Annotated in this window: 17 protein-coding genes; 3 read left to right on the top strand and 14 right to left on the bottom strand. The window is 67.0% G+C overall.

Features of this window, described 5'->3' with window-relative positions; translation table 11 throughout:
- Positions 1-12: 12 nt before the first annotated feature.
- The 3 genes from CSEG_RS09555 to CSEG_RS09545 form a co-directional block, all read right to left on the bottom strand.
- The gene (locus tag CSEG_RS09555) at positions 13-2,358 is read right to left on the bottom strand and encodes a glycoside hydrolase family 95 protein (protein ID WP_013079029.1); all 2,346 of its coding nucleotides are present in this window, start codon (positions 2,356-2,358) and stop codon (positions 13-15) included.
- Positions 2,359-2,440: 82 nt separating this feature from the next.
- Positions 2,441-3,991 (bottom strand): alpha-N-arabinofuranosidase, encoded by a 1,551-nt coding sequence (locus tag CSEG_RS09550; RefSeq protein WP_083778470.1) that lies wholly within the window; start codon positions 3,989-3,991, stop codon positions 2,441-2,443.
- 169 nt (positions 3,992-4,160) lie between these two features.
- Complete coding sequence (locus CSEG_RS09545; RefSeq protein ID WP_013079027.1) at positions 4,161-5,963, bottom strand: IlvD/Edd family dehydratase; 1,803 nt, start codon at positions 5,961-5,963, stop codon at positions 4,161-4,163.
- A 323-nt stretch (positions 5,964-6,286) separates the two neighbouring features.
- Here CSEG_RS09545 and araD1 point away from each other — a divergent pair, with 323 nt between their 5' ends.
- The 3 genes from araD1 to CSEG_RS09530 are packed head-to-tail and all read left to right on the top strand — an operon-like array spanning position 6,287 to position 9,378.
- Entirely contained in the window at positions 6,287-7,282 is a 996-nt protein-coding gene (gene araD1, locus CSEG_RS09540) for an AraD1 family protein (RefSeq protein ID WP_013079026.1), read from the top strand.
- Entirely contained in the window at positions 7,279-8,205 is a 927-nt protein-coding gene (locus CSEG_RS09535) for a Gfo/Idh/MocA family protein (RefSeq protein ID WP_013079025.1), read from the top strand. The genes araD1 and CSEG_RS09535 overlap by 4 nt, the downstream gene beginning before the upstream one ends.
- 33 nt (positions 8,206-8,238) lie before the next feature.
- On the top strand, positions 8,239-9,378 hold the full coding sequence (locus tag CSEG_RS09530; protein WP_013079024.1) for an aldose epimerase family protein: 1,140 nt from the start codon (positions 8,239-8,241) through the stop codon (positions 9,376-9,378).
- A 58-nt stretch (positions 9,379-9,436) separates the two neighbouring features.
- Here CSEG_RS09530 and CSEG_RS09525 read toward each other — a convergent pair whose 3' ends face one another.
- From CSEG_RS09525 to ccoO, 11 genes are all read right to left on the bottom strand, one after another.
- A complete protein-coding gene (locus tag CSEG_RS09525; RefSeq protein ID WP_013079023.1) occupies positions 9,437-10,063 on the bottom strand; it encodes a cysteine hydrolase family protein in 627 nt (208 codons plus the stop codon).
- Between the two features lie 23 nt (positions 10,064-10,086).
- Complete coding sequence (locus CSEG_RS09520; protein WP_013078921.1) at positions 10,087-11,151, bottom strand: LLM class flavin-dependent oxidoreductase; 1,065 nt, start codon at positions 11,149-11,151, stop codon at positions 10,087-10,089.
- 222 nt (positions 11,152-11,373) lie between these two features.
- The gene (locus CSEG_RS09515) at positions 11,374-12,018 is read right to left on the bottom strand and encodes an OmpW family outer membrane protein (RefSeq protein WP_013079022.1); all 645 of its coding nucleotides are present in this window, start codon (positions 12,016-12,018) and stop codon (positions 11,374-11,376) included.
- 98 nt (positions 12,019-12,116) lie between these two features.
- On the bottom strand, positions 12,117-13,496 hold the full coding sequence (gene hemN / locus CSEG_RS09510) for an oxygen-independent coproporphyrinogen III oxidase (protein ID WP_013079021.1): 1,380 nt from the start codon (positions 13,494-13,496) through the stop codon (positions 12,117-12,119).
- A gap of 58 nt (positions 13,497-13,554) precedes the next feature.
- On the bottom strand, positions 13,555-13,716 hold the full coding sequence (ccoS, locus tag CSEG_RS09505; RefSeq protein ID WP_013079020.1) for a cbb3-type cytochrome oxidase assembly protein CcoS: 162 nt from the start codon (positions 13,714-13,716) through the stop codon (positions 13,555-13,557).
- Positions 13,713-15,887 (bottom strand): heavy metal translocating P-type ATPase, encoded by a 2,175-nt coding sequence (locus CSEG_RS09500; RefSeq protein ID WP_013079019.1) that lies wholly within the window; start codon positions 15,885-15,887, stop codon positions 13,713-13,715. The genes ccoS and CSEG_RS09500 overlap by 4 nt, the downstream gene beginning before the upstream one ends.
- Positions 15,884-16,390, bottom strand: coding sequence for a FixH family protein (locus CSEG_RS09495; protein ID WP_013079018.1), 507 nt, complete (start codon positions 16,388-16,390; stop codon positions 15,884-15,886). The genes CSEG_RS09500 and CSEG_RS09495 overlap by 4 nt, the downstream gene beginning before the upstream one ends.
- Positions 16,387-17,880, bottom strand: coding sequence for a cytochrome c oxidase accessory protein CcoG (gene ccoG, locus CSEG_RS09490; RefSeq protein WP_013079017.1), 1,494 nt, complete (start codon positions 17,878-17,880; stop codon positions 16,387-16,389). The genes CSEG_RS09495 and ccoG overlap by 4 nt, the downstream gene beginning before the upstream one ends.
- 5 nt (positions 17,881-17,885) lie before the next feature.
- Positions 17,886-18,755 carry a cytochrome-c oxidase, cbb3-type subunit III gene (gene ccoP, locus CSEG_RS09485; RefSeq protein ID WP_013079016.1) on the bottom strand — a complete coding sequence of 290 codons (870 nt, stop codon included), beginning with the start codon at positions 18,753-18,755 and terminating at the stop codon, positions 17,886-17,888.
- Entirely contained in the window at positions 18,755-18,922 is a 168-nt protein-coding gene (locus tag CSEG_RS09480) for a cbb3-type cytochrome c oxidase subunit 3 (RefSeq protein ID WP_013079015.1), read from the bottom strand. The genes ccoP and CSEG_RS09480 overlap by 1 nt, the downstream gene beginning before the upstream one ends.
- On the bottom strand, positions 18,919-19,662 hold the full coding sequence (gene ccoO, locus CSEG_RS09475) for a cytochrome-c oxidase, cbb3-type subunit II (protein ID WP_013079014.1): 744 nt from the start codon (positions 19,660-19,662) through the stop codon (positions 18,919-18,921). Before ccoO ends, CSEG_RS09480 begins: the two co-directional genes overlap by 4 nt.
- Positions 19,663-19,666 lie beyond the last annotated feature (4 nt).

The raw sequence follows: 19,666 nt of genomic DNA, 5'->3' as shown, positions 1-19,666 counted from the left end.
TCCATGCGGACGTTAAGCCGCGCGGGCCAACGCTCCGTCGCGCAGGACAAGACGAGCGCTCTGGCCTCTACGAAGCTCCACGGTCAGGCTGGAGCCGCCCAGCACCACGACGTGACGGCCATCGACCTTGGCCCTCAGCACCGCCTCCGCCAGCTTTCCGCCCGTCCAGCGGACGTCGACGCCAACCGCGCCCCGCGCGCGCAAGCCCTTGATGTGACCCGTGGGCCAGGCCGACGGCAGAGCAGGCAACAGGTAGATCCGGTCGTTGCGGCTCTGCAGGATCATCTCGGTCATGCCCGAGGCGCCGCCGAAGTTTCCGTCGATCTGGAACGGCGGATGGGCGTCGAACATGTTCGGATAGGTTCGCTCGGGCCCTAGCAGCAGCCGCAGGATCCCGTGGGCGTGATCGCCCTCGCCCAGCCGCGCCCAGAGATTCAGCCGCCAGGCGATGGCCCAGCCGGTGGAGAGATCGCCGCGCGTGACCAGGGTCTGTCTCGCCGCCGCCGCCAGCTTCGGCGTCGTGTCGATCGCGATCTGGTCCGATGGGAACAGGCCATAGAGGTGCGAGACGTGGCGGTGGTGGATATCGGGCGCGTCGGCGTCCCAGTCCTCCTGCCACTCCTGCAGTTGGCCGTCCTTACCGACCTTGTAGGGCGCCAGCTTGTCGCGCGCCGTCTTGAGCTCAGCGACGAAGGTCTGATCGGCGCCCAGCACCGCCTCGGCCTTCAGGCAGTTGTCGAACAGATCGCGGATGATCGCCTGGTCCATGGTCGGGCCCGCGACGATCGAGGCGCCGTGGCCGTGGTCGTTCTCGGGCGACAGCGAAGGATTGGTGACCAGCACGCCAAACTTCGGATCGACCACCAGGGTGTCGAGGAAGAACCGCGCCGAGCCTTTCATCAGCGGATAGACCCGCGCCAGATAGGCGCGATCGCGTCCGTAGTCGTAGTGGTCCCACAGGTGCTTGCAGAGCCAGGCGCCGCCGGTGGGCCAAACGCCCCACGGCGCGCCGTCCACTGGCGCGGTCGCGCGCCATAGATCGGTGTTGTGGTGCGCCACCCAGCCGCGCGCGCCGTACATCGCCTTGGCGGTGCGCGCGCCGGTCTCCGAGAGATCCCTCACCAGCGCGATCAGCGGCTCGACCAGTTCGGGCAGGCTGGTCGGCTCGGCCGGCCAGTAGTTCATCTCGGTGTTGATGTTGATCGTGTACTTGCCGCCCCACGGCGCCGAGGGCTTGTCGTTCCAGACGCCCTGCAGGTTGGCGGGCTGGGTTCCCGGCCGCGAGCACGCGATCAGCAAGTAGCGCCCGTACTGATAGTAGAGCGCCGCCAGTGACGGATCGTCGGTCATCGGCGAGGCCTTGATCCGCTCGTCGGTCGGCGAGAGCTCGGCGCGCGTGCGGCCGAAATCGACCTCGACGCGCCGGAACAAGGCGTGGTGGTCGGCCTGGTGGCCGGCGAGAATCTTGGCCCACGGCTTGTTCGACAGCCTGGCCAGCGTGGCCTTGTTTAACGCCGTCGGATCGCCGGAGACGTCGTTATAGCGACGGTAGCTGGTCGCCGCGGCGATCAGCAGGATCACCTCGTCGGCGTCGCGGATCGACAGGGTCTCGCCCTGCCCGCTCACGCGCCCGCCCTTGGCGCGGACATCGACGCGGCATTCGAACCGCAGCTTGGCGGGGATGCCTTGTTGACTGTCGTTGGCGCCAGCCAGCACCAGGCTACGCCCCTCCACGCGCGCGGCCGGCGCTGACTTCAGCGGCGAGGCAAAACCCAGATCCACGCTGATCGCGCCGCGACGGCTGGCCGTCAGACGCACCGCGATCACGCCGTCGGGCGCGCTAGCGATCACCTCGCGAACATGGTCCACGCCTCCGGCCTTGAAGCGCGTCGTGGCGATCGCGCCGTCGAGGTTCAGCTCTCGAACATAGCTGGCCGGTTCGGCCAGCCCCGGAAAGTCGAGCTTCAGATCGCCGATCGTCTGGTACGACATCTGCTGCTTGGGAACGCCGACAAACTTGGTCTCGGCCAGTTGGGCGGCCTTGGCGTAGTCGCCCGTGTCGATCAGCCGGCGGATTTCCGGCAAAGCCGCGCCGGCCTCCGGATTGATCGGCTCGTAGGGCCCGCCGGCCCAAAGCGTGTCCTCGTTCAACTGCAGCCGCTCGACGTCGACGCCGCCGAACACCATGGCGCCCAGCCTGCCCGTGCCCACCGGCAGCGCCTCGACCCACGTCTTGGCGGGCTGGCGATACCACAGGCGCAAGGGCGAAGCCTTTGGCGTCGCCCCGCCGGCATGCGCGGCCGTGGCCGCGGAGGCCGCGCCGAGACCGGCGAGCGTGGACCGACGGGTCAGGGTCATGGCGGCCTCGTGCAGCCTAATGGCGCGGCGCCGGACGTGATCCTAGGCGAAGATCACGCCCGACTTCGATGAAGGAGGCGGCCTAGTCGAGCGCGACCACCACCACGGACTTCGCCGGAATATCCAGCGTCAGCTTGTCGCCGGCGATCTTGCCGCCCTTGAACGGCGCCGGCGCGACGGTCGGCTTGACGCCAAAGGCGTTCATCGCGTCCATCTTGTCGGCGGTCAGCACCTGGCCCGACACCGATTTGGCCTTCAGGTCGCCCAGCGCCACCGACAGCTTCACGCCATCGTCCGGCGACATGTTGGCGACGGCCACATAGGTCTTGCCGTCCTTGCCTTTGGCGGCCGAGGCGTTGAAGGCCGGGATCTTGGTTCCGGCCACGTCGATCTCGGGCGCGTCGACGTCCAGGGGGATCGCCGTCGAATCCTGGAACGGCACGTACATCTTGTAGGCGTAGTAGGTCGGCGTCAGGACAATCTTGTCGCCCTGGGTCAGGATCATCGCCTGCAGCACGTTGATGGTCTGGGCGATGTTCGTCATCTTCACCCGGTCGGTATAGCGGTGGAAGATGTTGAAGTTCGCCGCCGCCAGAACGCCGTCGCGCAGGGTGTTCAGCTGGTAGAGATGGCCCGGATTGGTGCCCGGCTCGACATCGTACCAGGTCCCCCACTCGTCGACATAAAGGCCGATCCGCTTGCTGGGATCGTTCTTGTCCATCGCGGCGATATGCTGCTTGAGCAGGTCATCCATCCGCAGGGTCTGAGCGAAGGTCTGTCCCCAGGCGGCCTTGTCGAAGCCGGTCGCCGCGCCCTTCTTGGACCATTTGCCCGTCGGGATGGTGTAGTAGTGCAGCGAGATGGCGTCCATGTACTTGCCGGCGTTCTTCGTGACCACGTCGGTCCAGTTCACGTCGAACGAGTTGGCGCCCGAAGCGATGCGCACGGCCTTGTTGTCGTCGTTCTTGTGGAAGAACGCCGAGAAACGGCGATATTCGTTGGCGTAGTACTCGGCGGTCATTTCACCGCCGCAGCCCCAACTCTCGTTACCGATGCCGACGAAGGGCAGATTGAAGGGCTTGTCGCGCCCGTTCGCACGACGCTCCTGAGCCAGGGTGTCGTCGCCGGGCGAGATCATGTACTCGATCCACTCGCGCATCTCGGTCGGATTGGAAGAGCCGACGTTGATCGAGACATACGGGTCAGCGCCGACCTGTTCGGCGAAGTCCATGAATTCGTGCGTGCCGAAGGCGTTGGTTTCGGGCGAGCCGCCCCACCAATTGTTCTTGCGCGACGGGCGCTTGTCGCGCGGGCCGATGCCGTCGCGCCAACGATATTCGTCGGCGAAGCAGCCGCCCGGCCAGCGGATCACCGGGGTCTTGATGTCTTTCAGCGCCGCGACGACGTCGCTGCGGATGCCCCGAACATTGGGGATCTTAGAGTCGGGACCAACCCACACCCCGTCATAGATGCCCGCGCCCAGGTGTTCGGAGAACTGGCCGTAGATGTAGCGCGAGATCGGCGCGCCAGGCTTGTCGGCCTTGAGCGTGGCCGTCGCGGAAATCTCGCCGGCTTGCGCGCTCGCCGCCATCGCCAGCAGCGCAACCGCTGCGCCTAGAAACGTCTTGGCCATCGCCATCTACTGTCCCTCTCCATTTACGCGCGGATGCTTCAGGGCTCCGCCTTGTTCTAACCGCGTGCATAGCAGCGGTTATTTTGTCGTACAATAACGTTCCGAACCGCGAAGCTCTACGCGCATGTAAAAGCCGCCGGCCCCTGGGAGGAGCCGGCGGCGAATGCGGTTAGTGGTTATCCCTGGGCAGGCCCTTGGTCTGGGCGATGCGCTGGTATTTGACGGCGTTTTCGAGGACGGCGCCGGTTTCGAGCTGTCCGACGACGGCGCGCTGGATCTCCTGCCAGGGGGTCTGGCTTTCGGGATAGGGATAGCCGCCGGCGGCCTCCAGCGCCTTGCGCCGCTCGACGATCTCGCTGGGCGGGACCAGCACGTCGACCCGTGACTTGCGCAGGTCGAAGCGGACCTTGTCGCCGGTCTTCAGCAGCGCCAGGCCCCCGCCCACGGCCGCTTCGGGCGAGGCGTTGAGGATTGACGGCGAGCCCGAGGTGCCCGACTGGCGGCCATCGCCGATGCAGGGCAGTTGGTGGATGCCTTGCTTGATCAGGTAGTCGGGGGCGCGCATGTTCACCACCTCGGCCGCGCCGGGATAGCCCACGGGGCCGGCCCCGCGCATGAACAGGATCGAGTTGGCGGTGATGCCCACCGACGGATCGTCGATCCGGTGGTGATAGTCCTCGGGCCCGTCGAACACGACCGCCACGCCCTCGAAGGCGTCCGGATCGTCGGGGTTGGACAGGTAGCGCTCGCGGAAGGCCTCGGAGATCACGCTGGTCTTCATGATCGCCGAGTTGAAGAGATTGCCGCGCATGACCACGAAGCCCGCCCGCTCGACCAGCGGCCGCGAGAACGGACGGATGACGTCCTCGTCCTCGATCTGGACGCCGCGATACTGCTCGCCGATGGTCTGGCCCGAGACGCATTTGACGTCCTCGTGGATCAGGCCCTGCTCGATCAGCTGGCCGAAGACAGCGGGAACCCCGCCGGCGCGGTAGTAGTCCTCGCCCAGATATTCCCCGGCCGGCTGCAGGTTGACCAGCAGCGGCACGTGCTCGCCCTTGTCCTGCCAGTCGTCGATCGACAGCTCGACACCCACGTGGCGGGCCAGGGCGTTGAGGTGGATCGGGGCGTTGGTCGAGCCGCCGATCGCCGAGTTGACGGCGATGGCGTTGAGGAACGCCTCGCGGGTCAGCACGTCCGAGGGCTTGAGGTCTTCATGCACCATGTCGACGATGCGAAGACCCGTGCGGTAGGCGTTTTCCTGCCGGTCGCGGTAGGGCGCGGGGATCGCCGCCGAGCCGGGCAGCGACATGCCCAGCGCCTCGGTCAGCGAGTTCATGGTCGTGGCCGTGCCCATGGTGTTGCAATAGCCGGTCGAGGGCGCCGAGCTGGCCACCAGCTTGATGAAGCCGGCGTTGTCGATCTCGCCGGCCGCCAGCAGTTCGCGGGCCTTCCAGACGATGGTGCCAGACCCCGTGCGCTGGCCCTTGTGCCAGCCGTTCAGCATCGGACCGACCGAGAGCGCGATGGCCGGGATGTTGACCGTCGCCGCCGCCATCAGGCAGGCGGGCGTGGTCTTGTCGCAGCCGATGGTCAGCACCACCCCGTCCAGCGGATAGCCGTAGAGCAGCTCCACCAAGCCGAGGTACGAGAGGTTGCGGTCCAGCCCCGCCGTCGGCCGCTTGCCCGTCTCCTGGATCGGGTGGACCGGGAACTCCAGCACGATACCGCCCGCGCTGCGGATCCCCTCGCGCACCCGCTCGGCCAGCACCAGGTGGTGGCGGTTGCACGGCGACAGGTCCGAGCCCGTCTGGGCGATGCCGATGATCGGGCGACCCGACTGCAGCTCCTCCAGCGTCAGACCAAAGTTCAGATAGCGCTCCAGATAAAGCGCCGTCATGTCAATGTTGTCCGGATTATCAAACCACGCGCGCGAACGAAGGGCGCGGGGGGAAACAGGGTCGGCGCTCATGACATTCCTTGACGACGCTATGCGACCGGAACGGCCAAGCATAAGCGCGGGACCGTCCAAGCGGATTTGTATTATAATATTTGTCTGACTATCCTTGCCCGTCGGGGTCGTCAATCACGGCGAGCAACGTTCGGGCGGCTCACCGCCTGCGGAATTGCGCCGCCAAGCCTGGTGGCGCCCCTTAGACCTCGGCCCCATTGCGACCAGCCGCAAGTCCTGTCACCAAAGCCGACCGAGAGTCCCGCACCTCTCATGCAAACGAGGTTTGACACCCGCGTCGGTGACGGTATTTGTCAGACTATTACAAGCTAGGAGCGTTCGCCATGGTGTTCAGGTTCGTGCAGTTGAAGACCGGCGACGGCGAACGACGGCTGGCGGCGGTCGACGACGGCGGCCTCGCCCGGCGCGTCATGGTCGCCGACACGCTCTACGATCTGGCCCAGTCCGCCATCGCCGTGAATGCGACTCTGGCCGAAGCGGCGCAGGCGCAGGAGCTGGGCGAAGAGCTCGATATCCCGGCCGCCTTGGCCGAGGGCCGGGTTCTGGCGCCGATCGACCATTCGGACACCGCTCACCTGCTGCTGACGGGCACCGGCCTCACCCACCTTGGCTCGGCGGAAGGTCGCGACAAGATGCACAAGGCCGCCCAGTCGGGCGAACAGCTGACCGACTCGATGCGGATGTTCCTGATGGGGGTCGAAGGCGGCAAGCCTGCGTCCGGCCAGGAAGGCGTGCAGCCGGAGTGGTTCTACAAGGGCGATGGCCAGCAACTAGTTGGCCCGGGCCAGCCCCTCACCTCCCCGGCCTTCGCCAAGGATGGCGGCGAGGAGCCCGAGATCGCCGGTGTCTATCTGATCGGTCCGGACGGGACGCCTCACCGCCTGGGCTTCTGCCTGGCCAACGAATTCTCGGACCACGTGATCGAGCGCGGCAACTACCTCTGGCTAGCCCACTCGAAGCTGCGTCAGGCGGCCCTGGGCCCGGAGCTGCTGACGGGCCCGCTGCCCGACGACGTTCGCGGCGCCAGCCGCATTCTGCGCGACGGCGCGGTGGCCTGGGAGAAGCCCTTCCTGTCGGGCGAGGCGAACATGTCCCACGCGATCGCCAATCTCGAACATCATCACTTCAAGTACGACCTGTTCCGCCGCCCGGGCGACGTTCACGTCCACTTCTTCGGCACCGCGACCCTGTCGTTCTCCGAAGGCTTCCAGACGAAGGCGGGTGATGTGTTCGAGATCGAGGCCGCCCCCTTCCTCTATCCTGTGCGCAATTCCCTGGGCCAGGCGGCCGAACGCCCCGTCACGGTGCGCGCGCTGTGACGCCGATCCGCCTGGCGCTTGTGGGCCTTGGCAAGATCGCCCGCGACCAGCACCTGCCCGCCATCGCCGCCGATCCGCGCTTCGAGCTGGTCGCGATCGTCAGCCGCAACGCCGATCTTGATGGCGTCGCTCACTTCACCGATCTGACCGCTCTGCTGGCCAGCGACGTGATGGTCGACGCCGTGGCGCTATGTACGCCCCCGCAGCCTCGCCACGCCCTGGCCCATATGGCCCTGGCGGCGGGCAAGCACGTGATGCTGGAAAAGCCGCCTGGCGCGACGCTCAGCGAGGTCGAGGATCTGCGTCAGACCGCGGCCGCCCGCAGCCTGACGCTTCAGGCCACTTGGCACTCCCGCTTCGCCACCGGGGTCGAGCCCGCGCGCGCGTGGCTGGCGGAGCGGACCGTCAGGGCCGTGCGGATCAACTGGAAAGAAGACGTGCGGGTCTGGCACCCGGGCCAGGACTGGATCTGGGAGGCTGGCGGCCTGGGGGTCTTCGACCCGGCCATCAACGCCCTGTCGATCGTCACGCGGATCCTACCCCTGCCCTTCTTCCTGTCGCGCGGCGTGCTGCACGTTCCGGAGAACCGGCAATCGCCGATCCAGGCCGAGCTGGACTTCCGCGACGCCGGCGGCGCGCCGATCCGGGCCGAGCTCGATTTCCTGCAGACCGGCCCGCAAAGCTGGGACATCGAGGTCGACACCGACGGCGGCGCGCTGAAATTGACCAATGGCGGCGCCAAGCTCTGGATCGACGGCCAGCTGATGCATGAGGGTCCGGATCGCGAGTATCCCGGTCTCTACGATGAATTCGCCCGACTGATCGCGGACGGGGCAAGCGATGTCGATGTCGCGCCGCTGCGCCACGTCGCCGACGCTTTCCTGCTCAGCGAGCGGGTGGTCGCGCCACCCTTCATCGAATAGCGCAGCGCCAACAGAACAAGACGGAGAGGAAACATGACGCTCAAGACCATCGCCCTGTACGGCGCGCTCGCCCTGGCGGCGACATCCACGGCCACGGCCGCCGAACTTTCCCGCCGTCCTTTCGGCCAGACGCCGTCCGGCGAGGCGGTTGAAGCCGTCACCCTGACCAACGCCAAGGGCGTCAGCGCCACGGTGATCACCTATGGCGCGACACTGCAGTCTCTGGTCGCCCCCGACAAGGCCGGCAAGAAGGCCGACATCGTGCTCGGCTTCAACGACGCGGCGACTTATGTGAAGAACGCCAGCTATTTCGGCGCCACCGTCGGTCGCTTCGCCAACCGCATCGGCAAGGGCCGCTTCGAGTTGGACGGCAAGACCTACCAGCTGGCGCTGAACAACAACGGCGTCGCCGCCCTGCATGGCGGCGTGAAGGGCTTCGACAAGGTCGTCTGGAAGGTGCTGGAGACGAAGTCCGGTCCGACGGCTTCGGTGACGCTAGGCTATGTCAGCCCAGACGGCGACCAGGGCTATCCCGGGACCGTGAACGCCACGGCGACCTACGCGCTCGATGAACAGAACCAGCTGACGATCACCTACGGCGCGACGACCGACAAGCCGACGATCGTCAACATGACCAACCACGCCCTGTTCAACGTCGCTGGCGAAGGCTCGCCGGACGGCGCCATGGGCAACCTGCTGACGATCCCCGCGGACGGCTACACACCCGTCGACAACGAACTGATCCCCACGGGCGCGACCACGCCGGTGGCGGGAACCGCCTTCGACTTCCGGACGCCCACGGCCGTCGGCGCGCGCATCCGTGACGCCAGCGAGCCGCAGCTGATCGTCGGTAAGGGTTATGACCATAACTACGTGCTGAACGGCAAATCGGGCGGCGCTCTTCGCTTGGCGGCGCGACTGGCCGATCCCAAGAGCGGGCGCGTGCTCGAGATCCTCTCTGACCAGCCGGGCGTCCAGTTCTATGCCGGCAACTTCCTGGATGGTTCGTGGATCGGCAAGAGCGGCAAGCTGTACCGCCAGGGCGATGGCATCGCGCTGGAGCCGCAGCACTTCCCGGACGCGCCGAACAAGCCCCAGTTCGCGCCGGTGCGCCTCGATCCCGGCCAGACCTATCGCAATGTGATGATCTTCAAGGTCGGCGTCGCCAAGTAGCCTGCGAGCGGGCCGGTCATAGCCGGCCGGCCCGCTTCCCAAAGGCCGTCGGCAGGCCCTAGCGGCTCCAGGCGGCGGCGATCGCGTTCGTGTCGGTCAGGATCGCGCTGTTCAGTTCCATCACCTTCAGCGAGGCGGCGTGGATGTCGGCCTCGTAGGCGGCGCAGGCGTCGGCCGCGACGAAGACGTGATAGTCCAGGCTGAAGGCGTCGCGCACGGTGCTGTCGACGCAGCACTCGGTGGTCAGGCCGGCCACGATCAGGGTGTCGACGCCGAGGGCCTTCAGTCGCGCGTCGAGGTCCGTGCCAGCGAAGCCGCTATAACGGGTCTTGTGGACGACGACCTCGCCCGGCAGCGGCTTGGGACCGTAGAAGTCCGAGCCGGGCTGGCCCTCGCGGCACAGGGCGCTCTCGTTGTCCGGGTCGCCGCCGCGACGGCGCATGCGCTCCTTCCAGCTCGGCGAGTCCGTCTCCGGCGTTGTGAAAAGGCCAACGAAGATGACCGGAACCCGCGCCCCGCGCGCCGCGTCGACCAGACGCTCGGCGGCGGCCACGGCGGGCTGGACCGCGGCCATGTCGACATACTGGCCCAGAGCGCCTTCGGGCGAGGCGAAGTCGACCTGCATGTCGATCACCAGCACCGCCGTCCGCGACGGCGCGATCCAGGCTTTCAAATCGTCGGCCATGCCCGCCGCTGTCGTCATCGCATTCACTGAAACACCGCCCGCAGGCCCGGCAGGATCTCGGACCCGAACATGGTCAGCCCTTCGACATAGTCGGGGAAGATCATCATCAGGCCGTCCAGTTCGCAGTAGCGCAGGAACGTCTCGATCTGCTCGCCGCAGGTCTTGGGCGAGCCGACCACGGTATGGGTCATGAACGCCCCCTGGGCGGCCGCCACGCTCGACAGTTTCTCGGCCGGCACGCCCCAGCTTTCCAGCATGGCCAGGATGGCGCCCATGTCGGCGCCGCTCTTGTAGTGCTCGACCTTGGCCTCGGCGTCGGCGTCCGTGTCGCCGTGAACGACGGTGCACATGGCGAAGGTCTTGATGCTCTTGCCCATCGCCTCGGCGGTCTTCTTGGCCCGCAGCGAGGCGTCGCGGCGCTCGTCCGGGGTGCGGCCGCCGATGAAACAGATGTCGGCTTCGCGCACCGAGAACTGAAAGCCCCGGTCGCTCATGCCGGCGCAGACCAGGTCCGGACGCGGCTTGGACAATGGCTTGGGCTTGGACTGGCAGTCCTTCATCGTGAAGTACTTGCCCTGGAAGTCGACGCTGTCCTCGGCCCACAGCCGCTTGACGATCGTCGTCCATTCCTCGGTCAGGGCGTAGCGGTCGTCGTGGGTCAGGGAGTCGTCCCACGCGCCCATCTGGTCGAACTCGCCCTTGTAGGCGCCGGCCACGATGTTCAGGCCCGCGCGGCCGCCGCTGATGTGGTCCAAGGTGGCGATCATCTTGGCCGCCACGGCCGGGTTCTGCAGCAGCGGATGGATGGTCGCCCAGATCTTCACGGTCTTGGTCGCCTCGGCGATGCCCGCCATCATGGTCACGGACTCCAGAGCCGTGCCCCAATGGTCGGTCTCGCCGCCGAAACCGCGGAACTTGCCCATCGACATCACGAAATCCATGCCGACCTCATCGGCCTTCACCGCGGCGGCGCGGTTCTGAGCGTAGAGGCCGTCGAGGACCGGCGCGGTCTTGGAGATGATCCAGCCGCCGTTGGCGACCGGCAGGAACACTCCGAAGTCCTTGTGCTGAGAAGGGCGGTGGAACATGGCGCGCGTCTAGTCCTTCGATTTCAGGCGTGTCGCCAAAGGCGCGCAGGCACGTCGGCGGGCGCGCTTGCTATCATGCCTTGGCGGTCGGCTCGCAGCCAGCGAGATCGACGGCCCCGCCCCAAGACACCGAGGCTTGGAGCGAAAACGCAAACAAGGTCCGACCCTTGCGGGCCGAACCTTGCGTCGCGCACGTGTCGCCGGAGAAGCCGGCGGCGGGTCTTAGAACTTGCGGCTGAAGCCGACCGAAGACACCAGCGGATCCAGGTCCACCTTGGCCTTCAGGGCGCCGCCGTTGATCTTGGCGTCGGTGCTGAAATAGACCTTCTTGATGTCGGCGTTCAGCAGCCAGTTGTCCTTCAGCTTGACGTTGACGCCGGCCTGCAGGGCGTAGCCGAAGCCGTCGTCGACCTTCACGGTGAAGCCGTTCTTGTCCTTGCTGCTGTAGAACAGCATGTAGTTGATGCCCGCGCCGACATAGGGGCTGACGCGAGCGGCCGGCAGCGGGTGGTACTGCAGGGTCACGACCGGCGGCAGCACCCAGGTCTTGTGGACCAGAACGTCCGTCGTACCGCCTTGAGCGCGGATGTCGTGCTCGGTGGTGCCCAGGATGGCTTCAACGGCGACCTTGTCGGTCAGGAAGTAGGTGAAGCCCAGGGTCGGCTTGATGTCGTCCTTCACATGGGCTTTCAGGCCGGTGGCCGCGCCCGCGGCGGTCAGGATGGCCGCATCCTTGTCCGGCGCGACTTGCGTGATACGCGCATGGACGATGAAATCGCCCTTGGCGTTCGGCGAGAAGTCCTCAGCGTGCGCCACGCCGCCAGCCAGAGCCGTCGCCGCGATGGCCGAAAGAATAAGCGTCTTCATCATCTATCCCCAGAAGTGGCGACTCTCTAATTTTCGTCGCGATCTTTATTTGCGGGATTTCGAAGCACTCGACCTTGACCTCGATCAGTTTCTGAAAACTAGATCGCGCGAGAGAAGCCTTCCTGCGCGTCTGACCGGTGATCGAACGCCTGGGCGGCCAAGCGCATGAACGGACGGCCCGTGGCGGTCACGCGAACGACATCGCCAGCGACCTCCACGAGGCCGTCGGCGCGCAGCTCCGCGAGCTTGGTGATGTCTGCCGCGAAGATGGCCGACGAAACGCCGTGCCGCGCGGCGACCGCCGCGAGGTCGACCTGGAAATCGCACATCAGCCGCTCGATCACGTCGGCGCGCAGCCGATCGTCCGCGGTCAATTTCACACCGCGGGCGACCGGTAGCCGGCCCTGGACGATGGCGTCGCGCCAAGCGACTTCGGCGGTCAGGTTCTGGACATAGCCGCCGGGCATGCGACCGATCGACGACGCGCCAAGACCGATCAGCGTCGGATGCTGGTCGGTGGTGTAGCCCTGGAAGTTTCGGCGCAGCGTGCCGGTGGCGACACCGAGGGCCAGATCGTCGTTCGGCAAGGCGAAGTGATCGAGGCCGATCGCGACATAGCCGGCCTTCACGAGACGCTCGGCGGCGGCCTGGCTCTGCTCGAAGCGGCCATTGGCGTCCGCCAGGTCCTCTTCGCGGATCAGCTTCTGGTGCGTCCGCGCCCACGGCACGTGCGCGTAGCCAAACAGGGCGATGCGCTCGGGCCGCAGGGTCAGCACCTTGTCCAGCGTCGCGACGACGTCGGCGGTCATCTGCTTGGGCAGGCCGTACATCAGGTCGAGATTGATCGAGGCGACGCCGGCTTGGCGCAGCCAGTGAGTCGCGCGCGCCACGACCTCGAACGGCTCGACGCGATTGACCGCCTCCTGGACGTGCGGCGCCAGATCCTGGACGCCCAGACTGGCGCGGGTCAGGCCGTGGAAAGCCGCGGCCTTGACCCAGCTCTCGGTGAGGACGGCCGGATCGAGCTCGGCCGATATCTCGACGCCCGGGGCGAACGGGAAGACGTGGCGCAGGGCGCCGAACAGTCGCACGAGATCGTCGCGCGAAAGCATGTTGGGCGTGCCGCCGCCCAGGTGCACCGCGCCGGCCTTGATCCGGCCCGGCAAGCGAGCCTCGACCAGCGCCAGTTCGTCGACCAGGCGTTCGACATATTCGCTGATTAGGGCCTGCTTCTTCACCACCCGGGTGTTGCAGCCGCAGTACCAGCACAGGCGATCACAGAACGGGATGTGGGCGTAGAGGGAGACCGGCTCGCGCGGATCCAGGCCCGCCAGCCAATCGCCATAGACCTCCGCGTCGACCTCTTTCGAGAACTGCAGCGCGGTCGGGTAGCTGGTGTAGCGGGGCGCCCGGCTGTCGTAGCGCGTCAGAAGCGCGCGTTGGTCGTTGGCGGGAATCGTGGCGGCGGCAGCGGTCATGCGTCTCTCCTGACGCGGGCAACCTGCTCCGCCTTCCCGGCCCCCGCCGTGATTTGGATCAATCCTCGGGCGGCTTGTCCTCGAGGTGGTCGTAGAGGATCCGGGCGGCGTCGCCCTTAGGATCCTCGTACTGGCCCGAACGCATGGTCCAGAAGAAGGCGAAAAGGCCCATGGCCCCAAGGCCGATCGAGAACGGAGCCAGAAACAGGACGATGTTCATCGACGCCTCCAGGCGATGCGCGGCCGCGCGGCGTTCAGCAGCACGACCATCGAGGAGCCCGACATCGCCAAAGCGGCGATGAAGGGATTGATCAGGCCGAACATGGCCGCTGGCGTGGCCACGACATTGTAGAGCGCCGAGAAGCCGAAGTTCTCGAGCGCCCGGCGGCGCGCTTCGCGGGCCGTATCGATCGCTTCGACGACCGCTTCGAGTCCCTCGCCGGTGAAGACGAGGTCGGCGGCGTTCTGGGCGGCGTCCACGGCCGCGCCGGGCGCCATCGAAGCGTGGGCCTTGGAGAGCGCCGCGGCGTCATTGAGGCCGTCGCCGACCATCAGGACCTTGCGGCCGTCGGCCTTGAACTGATCCACGATCGCGGCCTTGTCGAACGGCGTCAGGCCCGCGCGCCATTCGGCGACGCCGACCTCGCGCGCGATGTCGCTCACCGGACCGGCGAGATCGCCGGATAGGATCTCGACCGATAGGCCCATGCGGCGAAGGCGCGCGAGGGTGTCAGCCGCGTCGGCGCGGGGCTGGTCCTCGAACACGAAGCGGATCTTGATGTCGTTTTCGAAGCCGAACCACAGCTCGGTCTCGCGGGCGTCGCCACCGGTCACGCCGACGAAGGCGGCGCGGCCCAGACGCGCGCGGCGACCGTCGATGACGCCCTCGACGCCCTGCCCCGCCGTCTCGACGCAGTCGATCGCGACCGGCCCCAGGCCGGCCTGAGCGGCCATGGCCTTGGCCAGCGGGTGGCGCGAGGCGCGGGCCAGCGGCGCGGCCATGGCGACCAGATGCGCCGGCGCGTCGATCAGGCGCGGGCGGCCTTCGGTCAGCACCCCCGTCTTGTCGAAAACGACGTGGTCGACCTCGGCCAGCCGCTCGAGCGCGGCGCCGGACTTGACCAGCACGCCCTTGCGGAAAAGGCGGCTGCTGGCGGCGATCTGGACGGCGGGCACGGCGAGACCCAGGGCGCAGGGACAGGTGACGATCAGCACGGCGGCCGCGCGCAGCAGCGCTTCGCGCGGACCAAGGCCCAGCGCCCAGCCGCCGACGAAGGTCAGGGCCGCGGCGGTGTGCACGACCGGCACGTACAGCGCGGCGGCCTTGTCGGCCAGCCGCACATAGGCCGAGCGGGTCTGGGCGCCGGCTTCCATCAGTCGGGCGATGGCCGCCACCGTGGAGTCCTCGCTCCGCGCCGTGGCGGTCATCACCAACCGGCCCGACAGGTTCAGGGCGCCGGCGTGCAAGCGCGCGCCCGCGCCGACAGGGGCCAGAGCGGTCTCGCCGGTGATCAGCGCGTTGTCGAGTTCGGACTGGCCGCTCTCGACAAGCCCATCGACCGGCACGCGGTCCCCGGGCGCGACAACGAGCTGATCGCCGATCTTGACGTCGGCGACGGGAACGCCCTGCTCGACGCCGTCGATCAAGCGCATGGCGACCGGGGTCTGCAAGGCCAGAAGATCGCGCGCGGCCGAGCGGGCGTTGGCGCGCAGGCGGTGATCCAGGTAGCGGCCGATCAGCAGCAGGAACAGCAGCGTCACCGCCGCGTCGAAATAGGCGTGCTTGCCGCGCAGGATCGTCTCGGAGAAGCTGACGATCAGGGTCAGGATCACGCCGATCGAGATCGGCACGTCCATATTGGCCTTGCCTCGCTTCAGCGAGGCCCAGGCGGACCGGAAGAACGGACGCCCGGCGAACAGCGCACAAGGCGTCGCGACGATCGCGGCCATCCAGTACATCAGCGTCAGGGTGGAGCTGTTCAGCTCCTGCCCAAAAAGGCCGGCCCAGGCGGGCACGGTGAACATCATGACGTTGCCGGCCCCGAAGCCGGCCACGCCGAGGGCGACGGCGAGCTCGCGCCCTTCACGATCCTGCGCGGCGGCGGCTTCGCCGGGATCGAACAGGCAGGCGCGATAGCCGAGCGCCTCGACGGTCTCGACCACGCGCTCGGGATCGGCTTCCTTGCCTTCCAACTGGACGGCAAGCTTGCCGGTCGTGAGGTTCAGGCGAGCCGCGTCCACGCCGGGAATCTCGCGGACCGCCTTCTCGATCTTGTTGATGCAGCCAGCGCAACGCGCGCCGCTGACGAGCAGTTCGAGACGGCCCTTCCCCGCCTCGTCCCGCCGAACAAAGGCCTCGAGGTCACGATGCAGGGTCAGGCTCTGGCTCATCGCGCGGGCTCCACTAGGCGCGTTTCGATCTCGAACATATCCTTGGCGTTGCGAGCCGTGGCCCGCAGGTCCCAGGCGCCGTCCAGTCGCGCGGCCGCTTGGTAGCGACCGCCGCCCAGAGAGCGGAAGTTCAGGGTCTGACGTCCGGTTTCGGTCGCGGGACGCTCCAGGACGCCGGTCAAGGACAGGCCGTCCAGGGGCTTGGCGTCACGGTCGAGAACCTTGACCACCACGGCCTTGCCCTCGGGCGTCTCGACGCTGGCGGACCAGCCCAGGGCCGCCTCCTTCTGGCGCTGCGCCAGGGTGCGGTTGAACGCCAGCCCCGTCTCGTACGGGTTCGAGGCCACCTCGCCCGAGAAGGTCCTGTAGGCCTGAACCATGAAGACGATGTCGACCGCGATGACTGTCGCGAAGAACAGCACCACGCCGATCAGCACATGCCAGCCGGTGATGCGGCCCTTCTCGGACGGAACCTTGGCGATCGTTTGCGTTGCGCTGGTCATTGCGGGTTCGCGGCTCCTGAGAGGAAGACGGTCTTGGCCTCGGCCTGGACGTCACCCGACCGGATGATGAACCGGGCCGGGACACTGGCGTCCAGTTCGGCGTTCGGAGGGGTGGTGACGAAGACGCGCAGCGGCACGACCTGGTCGGCGGGGACGACGATGCTGACGTGCTCGCCTTGGGCGCCAGGATGGCTGAGGCGGGCTCCGGGCACGCCCTCGAACGCGACGTCGAAACGCTGCTCGACGAAAGTTCGGTTTCCGATCTTCAGCGTATAGCCGTCACGCACCGCGCCATCGTGCATCCGCACAAACACGGGATTTCGGTCACGGATCACGTGGAGATCGGCGTCAGGCCTGGCGATCAACGACCACAGGGTGAGTCCGCCAACGATGCCCAGGGCCAAGGCGTAGTAGATCGTCCGGCTGCGGACCGGCTTGTACCGAGGCTTGCAGCCCGAGCCACGGTGCGAAACCGCGGCTTCGGAATCGTAAGCGATCAGGCCGGTCGGACGGCCCATCTTGGTCATGATGTCGTCGCAGGCGTCGACGCAGAGACCGCAGTTGATGCACTCCAGCTGAGCGCCATCGCGGATGTCGATCCCCATCGGGCAGACCACCACGCACTGGCGGCAGTCGACGCAGTCGCCCCGCCCCTCCCAGCTCTGGCCCTTCTTGTGCGGACCGCGCGGCTCGCCGCGATAGCCCAGATAGGTCACCTGCAGCGAGTGATGGTCCAGCATCGCGCCCTGGATGCGGGGCCAGGGGCACATGTAGGTGCAGACCTGCTCGCGCATCCAGCCGGCGAAGATGTAGGTCGTGCAGGTCAGCAGGCCGCACGAGACATAGGCCGTGACCGGCGCGTCGCCGGTCCAGAAGGTGCGGAGCAGCGTCGGCGCGTCATGAAAGTAGAAGATCCAGGCGCCGCCGGTGCCAAAGGCGATGGCCAGCCAGGTCAGGTGCTTGCCGGTCTTGCGCCAGACCTTGTCGAAAGACAGCGGCGCGGCGTCGAGGCGCATGCGCGCGTTGCGGTCGCCTTCGAACAGGCGCTCGACAACGATATAGAGGTCTGTCCAGACCGTCTGCGGGCAGGCGTAACCGCACCACAGACGACCAAAAAGCGCCGTCACCAGGAACAGCGCCAAGGCTGACATCACCAGCAGGCCCGTGAAGATATAAACTTCCTGGGGCCATAGCTGGATGTCGAAGAAGTAGAAGCGCCGGCCGGTGAAATCGACCAGCGCCGCCTGTTGCGGGAAGCCGTCCGGCCGATGCCAGCGGATCCAGGGCGTGATGTAGTAGATCCCGAGGGTGATGATGAGCAGCGCCCACTTCACGTTCCGCCACTTGCCGTGGACCAGCTTGGGATAGATCTGTTCGCGAGGCTTATAGAGCCCGCCCTTGGCGTCGCCCTTCCCCCTGGCCCGGGCGGCGGCCGAGACCGCCGTCCGGGTTTCAGGTTCGGGAGGCCGATTGTCGATAAGCGTGGGCATAGCCCTTACTGACCACCCGCGTTGGCGTGAATGTAGACCGTCAGAGCCTTGATCGTCTCGGGGCTCAGGCGCCCGCCCCAGGTGGGCATGACGCCGCCGTTGCCGGCGTAGATCTGGCCGCGGATCGACGCGCGATCCGAACCGTACAGCCAGTCGGCGTCGGTCAGGTTCGGCGCGCCGAGCTCCTGGTTCCCCTTGCCCTCCAGGCCGTGGCAGGCCGAGCATTGGGTTTCGAAGATCGGAGCGGCGCGGGCCACGGCGCCGGCGTCGGCCGGACGGTTGGACAGCTTGACCACGTATTCGGTCAGGTCGTCGATCTGCTCGGGCTTGAGCAGCTCGTCGCGACCGTAGGCGGGCATCTGCGACATGCGAGCGTTCTCATCACCGCTGCGGATGCCGTGAGTGATGGTGTACTGGATGTCCTCCAGCTTGCCGCCCCACAGCCACACGTCGTCGCGGAGGTTTGCGTACCCCTTGCCGCCGGTGCCGCCGATGCCGTGGCAGGTGGCGCAGTTGTCGCCGAAGACCGACTGGCCGACCTGCTGGGCGTAGGCCTGCAGCTTCGGATCCTTTTCGATCTGCTCCAGGCTGGCGGTGCGGAGCGCCGCCGCGCCTTGGCCGCGTTGGAGCTCGAGAGCGGTAAGCTCCTTCCCCACGTTCGCCCGGTCTGACTGGCCCAGCATGCCCTTGGTGTAGCTGTGCAGGCCCGGCCATGCCGGCATCGCCACCCAGTAAGCGATCGAGAAGGCGATCGTCACGTACCAGATCCACAGCCACCAGCGAGGCAGCGGGTTGTCCAATTCCTTGATGCCGTCCCATTCGTGCCCGGTCGTCTCGACGCCGGTGGCGTGGTCGGTCTCGCGTTCGTGAGCCATCAGGAGAGCTCCTCGTCATCCAGCGGCATATGCGCGGCGTGTTGGAATTCGGCCTTCTTGGAGGGCCACAGGGCGTAGGCGACGCCGGCGAGGAAGATCAGGCCGAAGTAGATCAGCCCGCCTTGCTGCGCGAAGCGCGCGACGGCTTCGTAGGTCAGGCCGCTCATCGTTGGTTCTCCGGCGCCTGGGTCTTGTAGGACTTGAAGTCCACCAGGGTGCCCAGCATCTGCAGGTAGGCGACCAGAGCATCCATCTCGGTGATCTTGTTGGGATCGCCATCGAAGTCGCGGTTGACCACCTTGGCGTCGTAGCGGCCACGAAGAGCCACGGCGTCGGTCGAGAACGGATCGGCCTGGGCCTCGAGGTCCTTCTTGGCGTTGGCGACCTGATCCGGCGTGTAGGGGACGCCGACCGTGCGTTGGGTCTTCAGGCGATCGACGATGTCGCTGTAGTCCAGGTCCTTTTCGGCCAGGAACTTGTAGGGCGGCATCACCGACTCCGGCACGACCGAGCGAGGGTCGATCAGGTGGTCACGGTGCCAGGTGTCCGAGTACTTGCCGCCCACGCGCGCCAGGTCGGGACCGGTCCGCTTGGACCCCCACTGGAACGGGTGGTCGTACATGCTCTCGGCGGCCAGGCTGTAGTGACCGTAGCGCTCGACCTCGTCGCGCAGCGGGCGAACCATCTGCGAGTGGCAGAGGTAGCAGCCCTCACGGACATAGATGTCGCGGCCAGCCAGTTCGAGCGGGGTGTAGGGACGCATGCCCTGCACCTTCTCGATCGTGCTCTGCAGCCAGAACAGCGGGGCGATCTCGACCAGGCCGCCGATGGAGACGACCAGAAGGATGCCGACGACGAGCAGCAGCGAATGCCGCTCAAGCTTGGAGTGTTGCTTCCAGAGAGACATCGGA

The organism is Caulobacter segnis ATCC 21756, from assembly GCF_000092285.1.
GTDB classification, from domain to species: domain Bacteria; phylum Pseudomonadota; class Alphaproteobacteria; order Caulobacterales; family Caulobacteraceae; genus Caulobacter; species Caulobacter segnis.
This window is presented reverse-complemented; position numbering and strand designations above follow the sequence as displayed.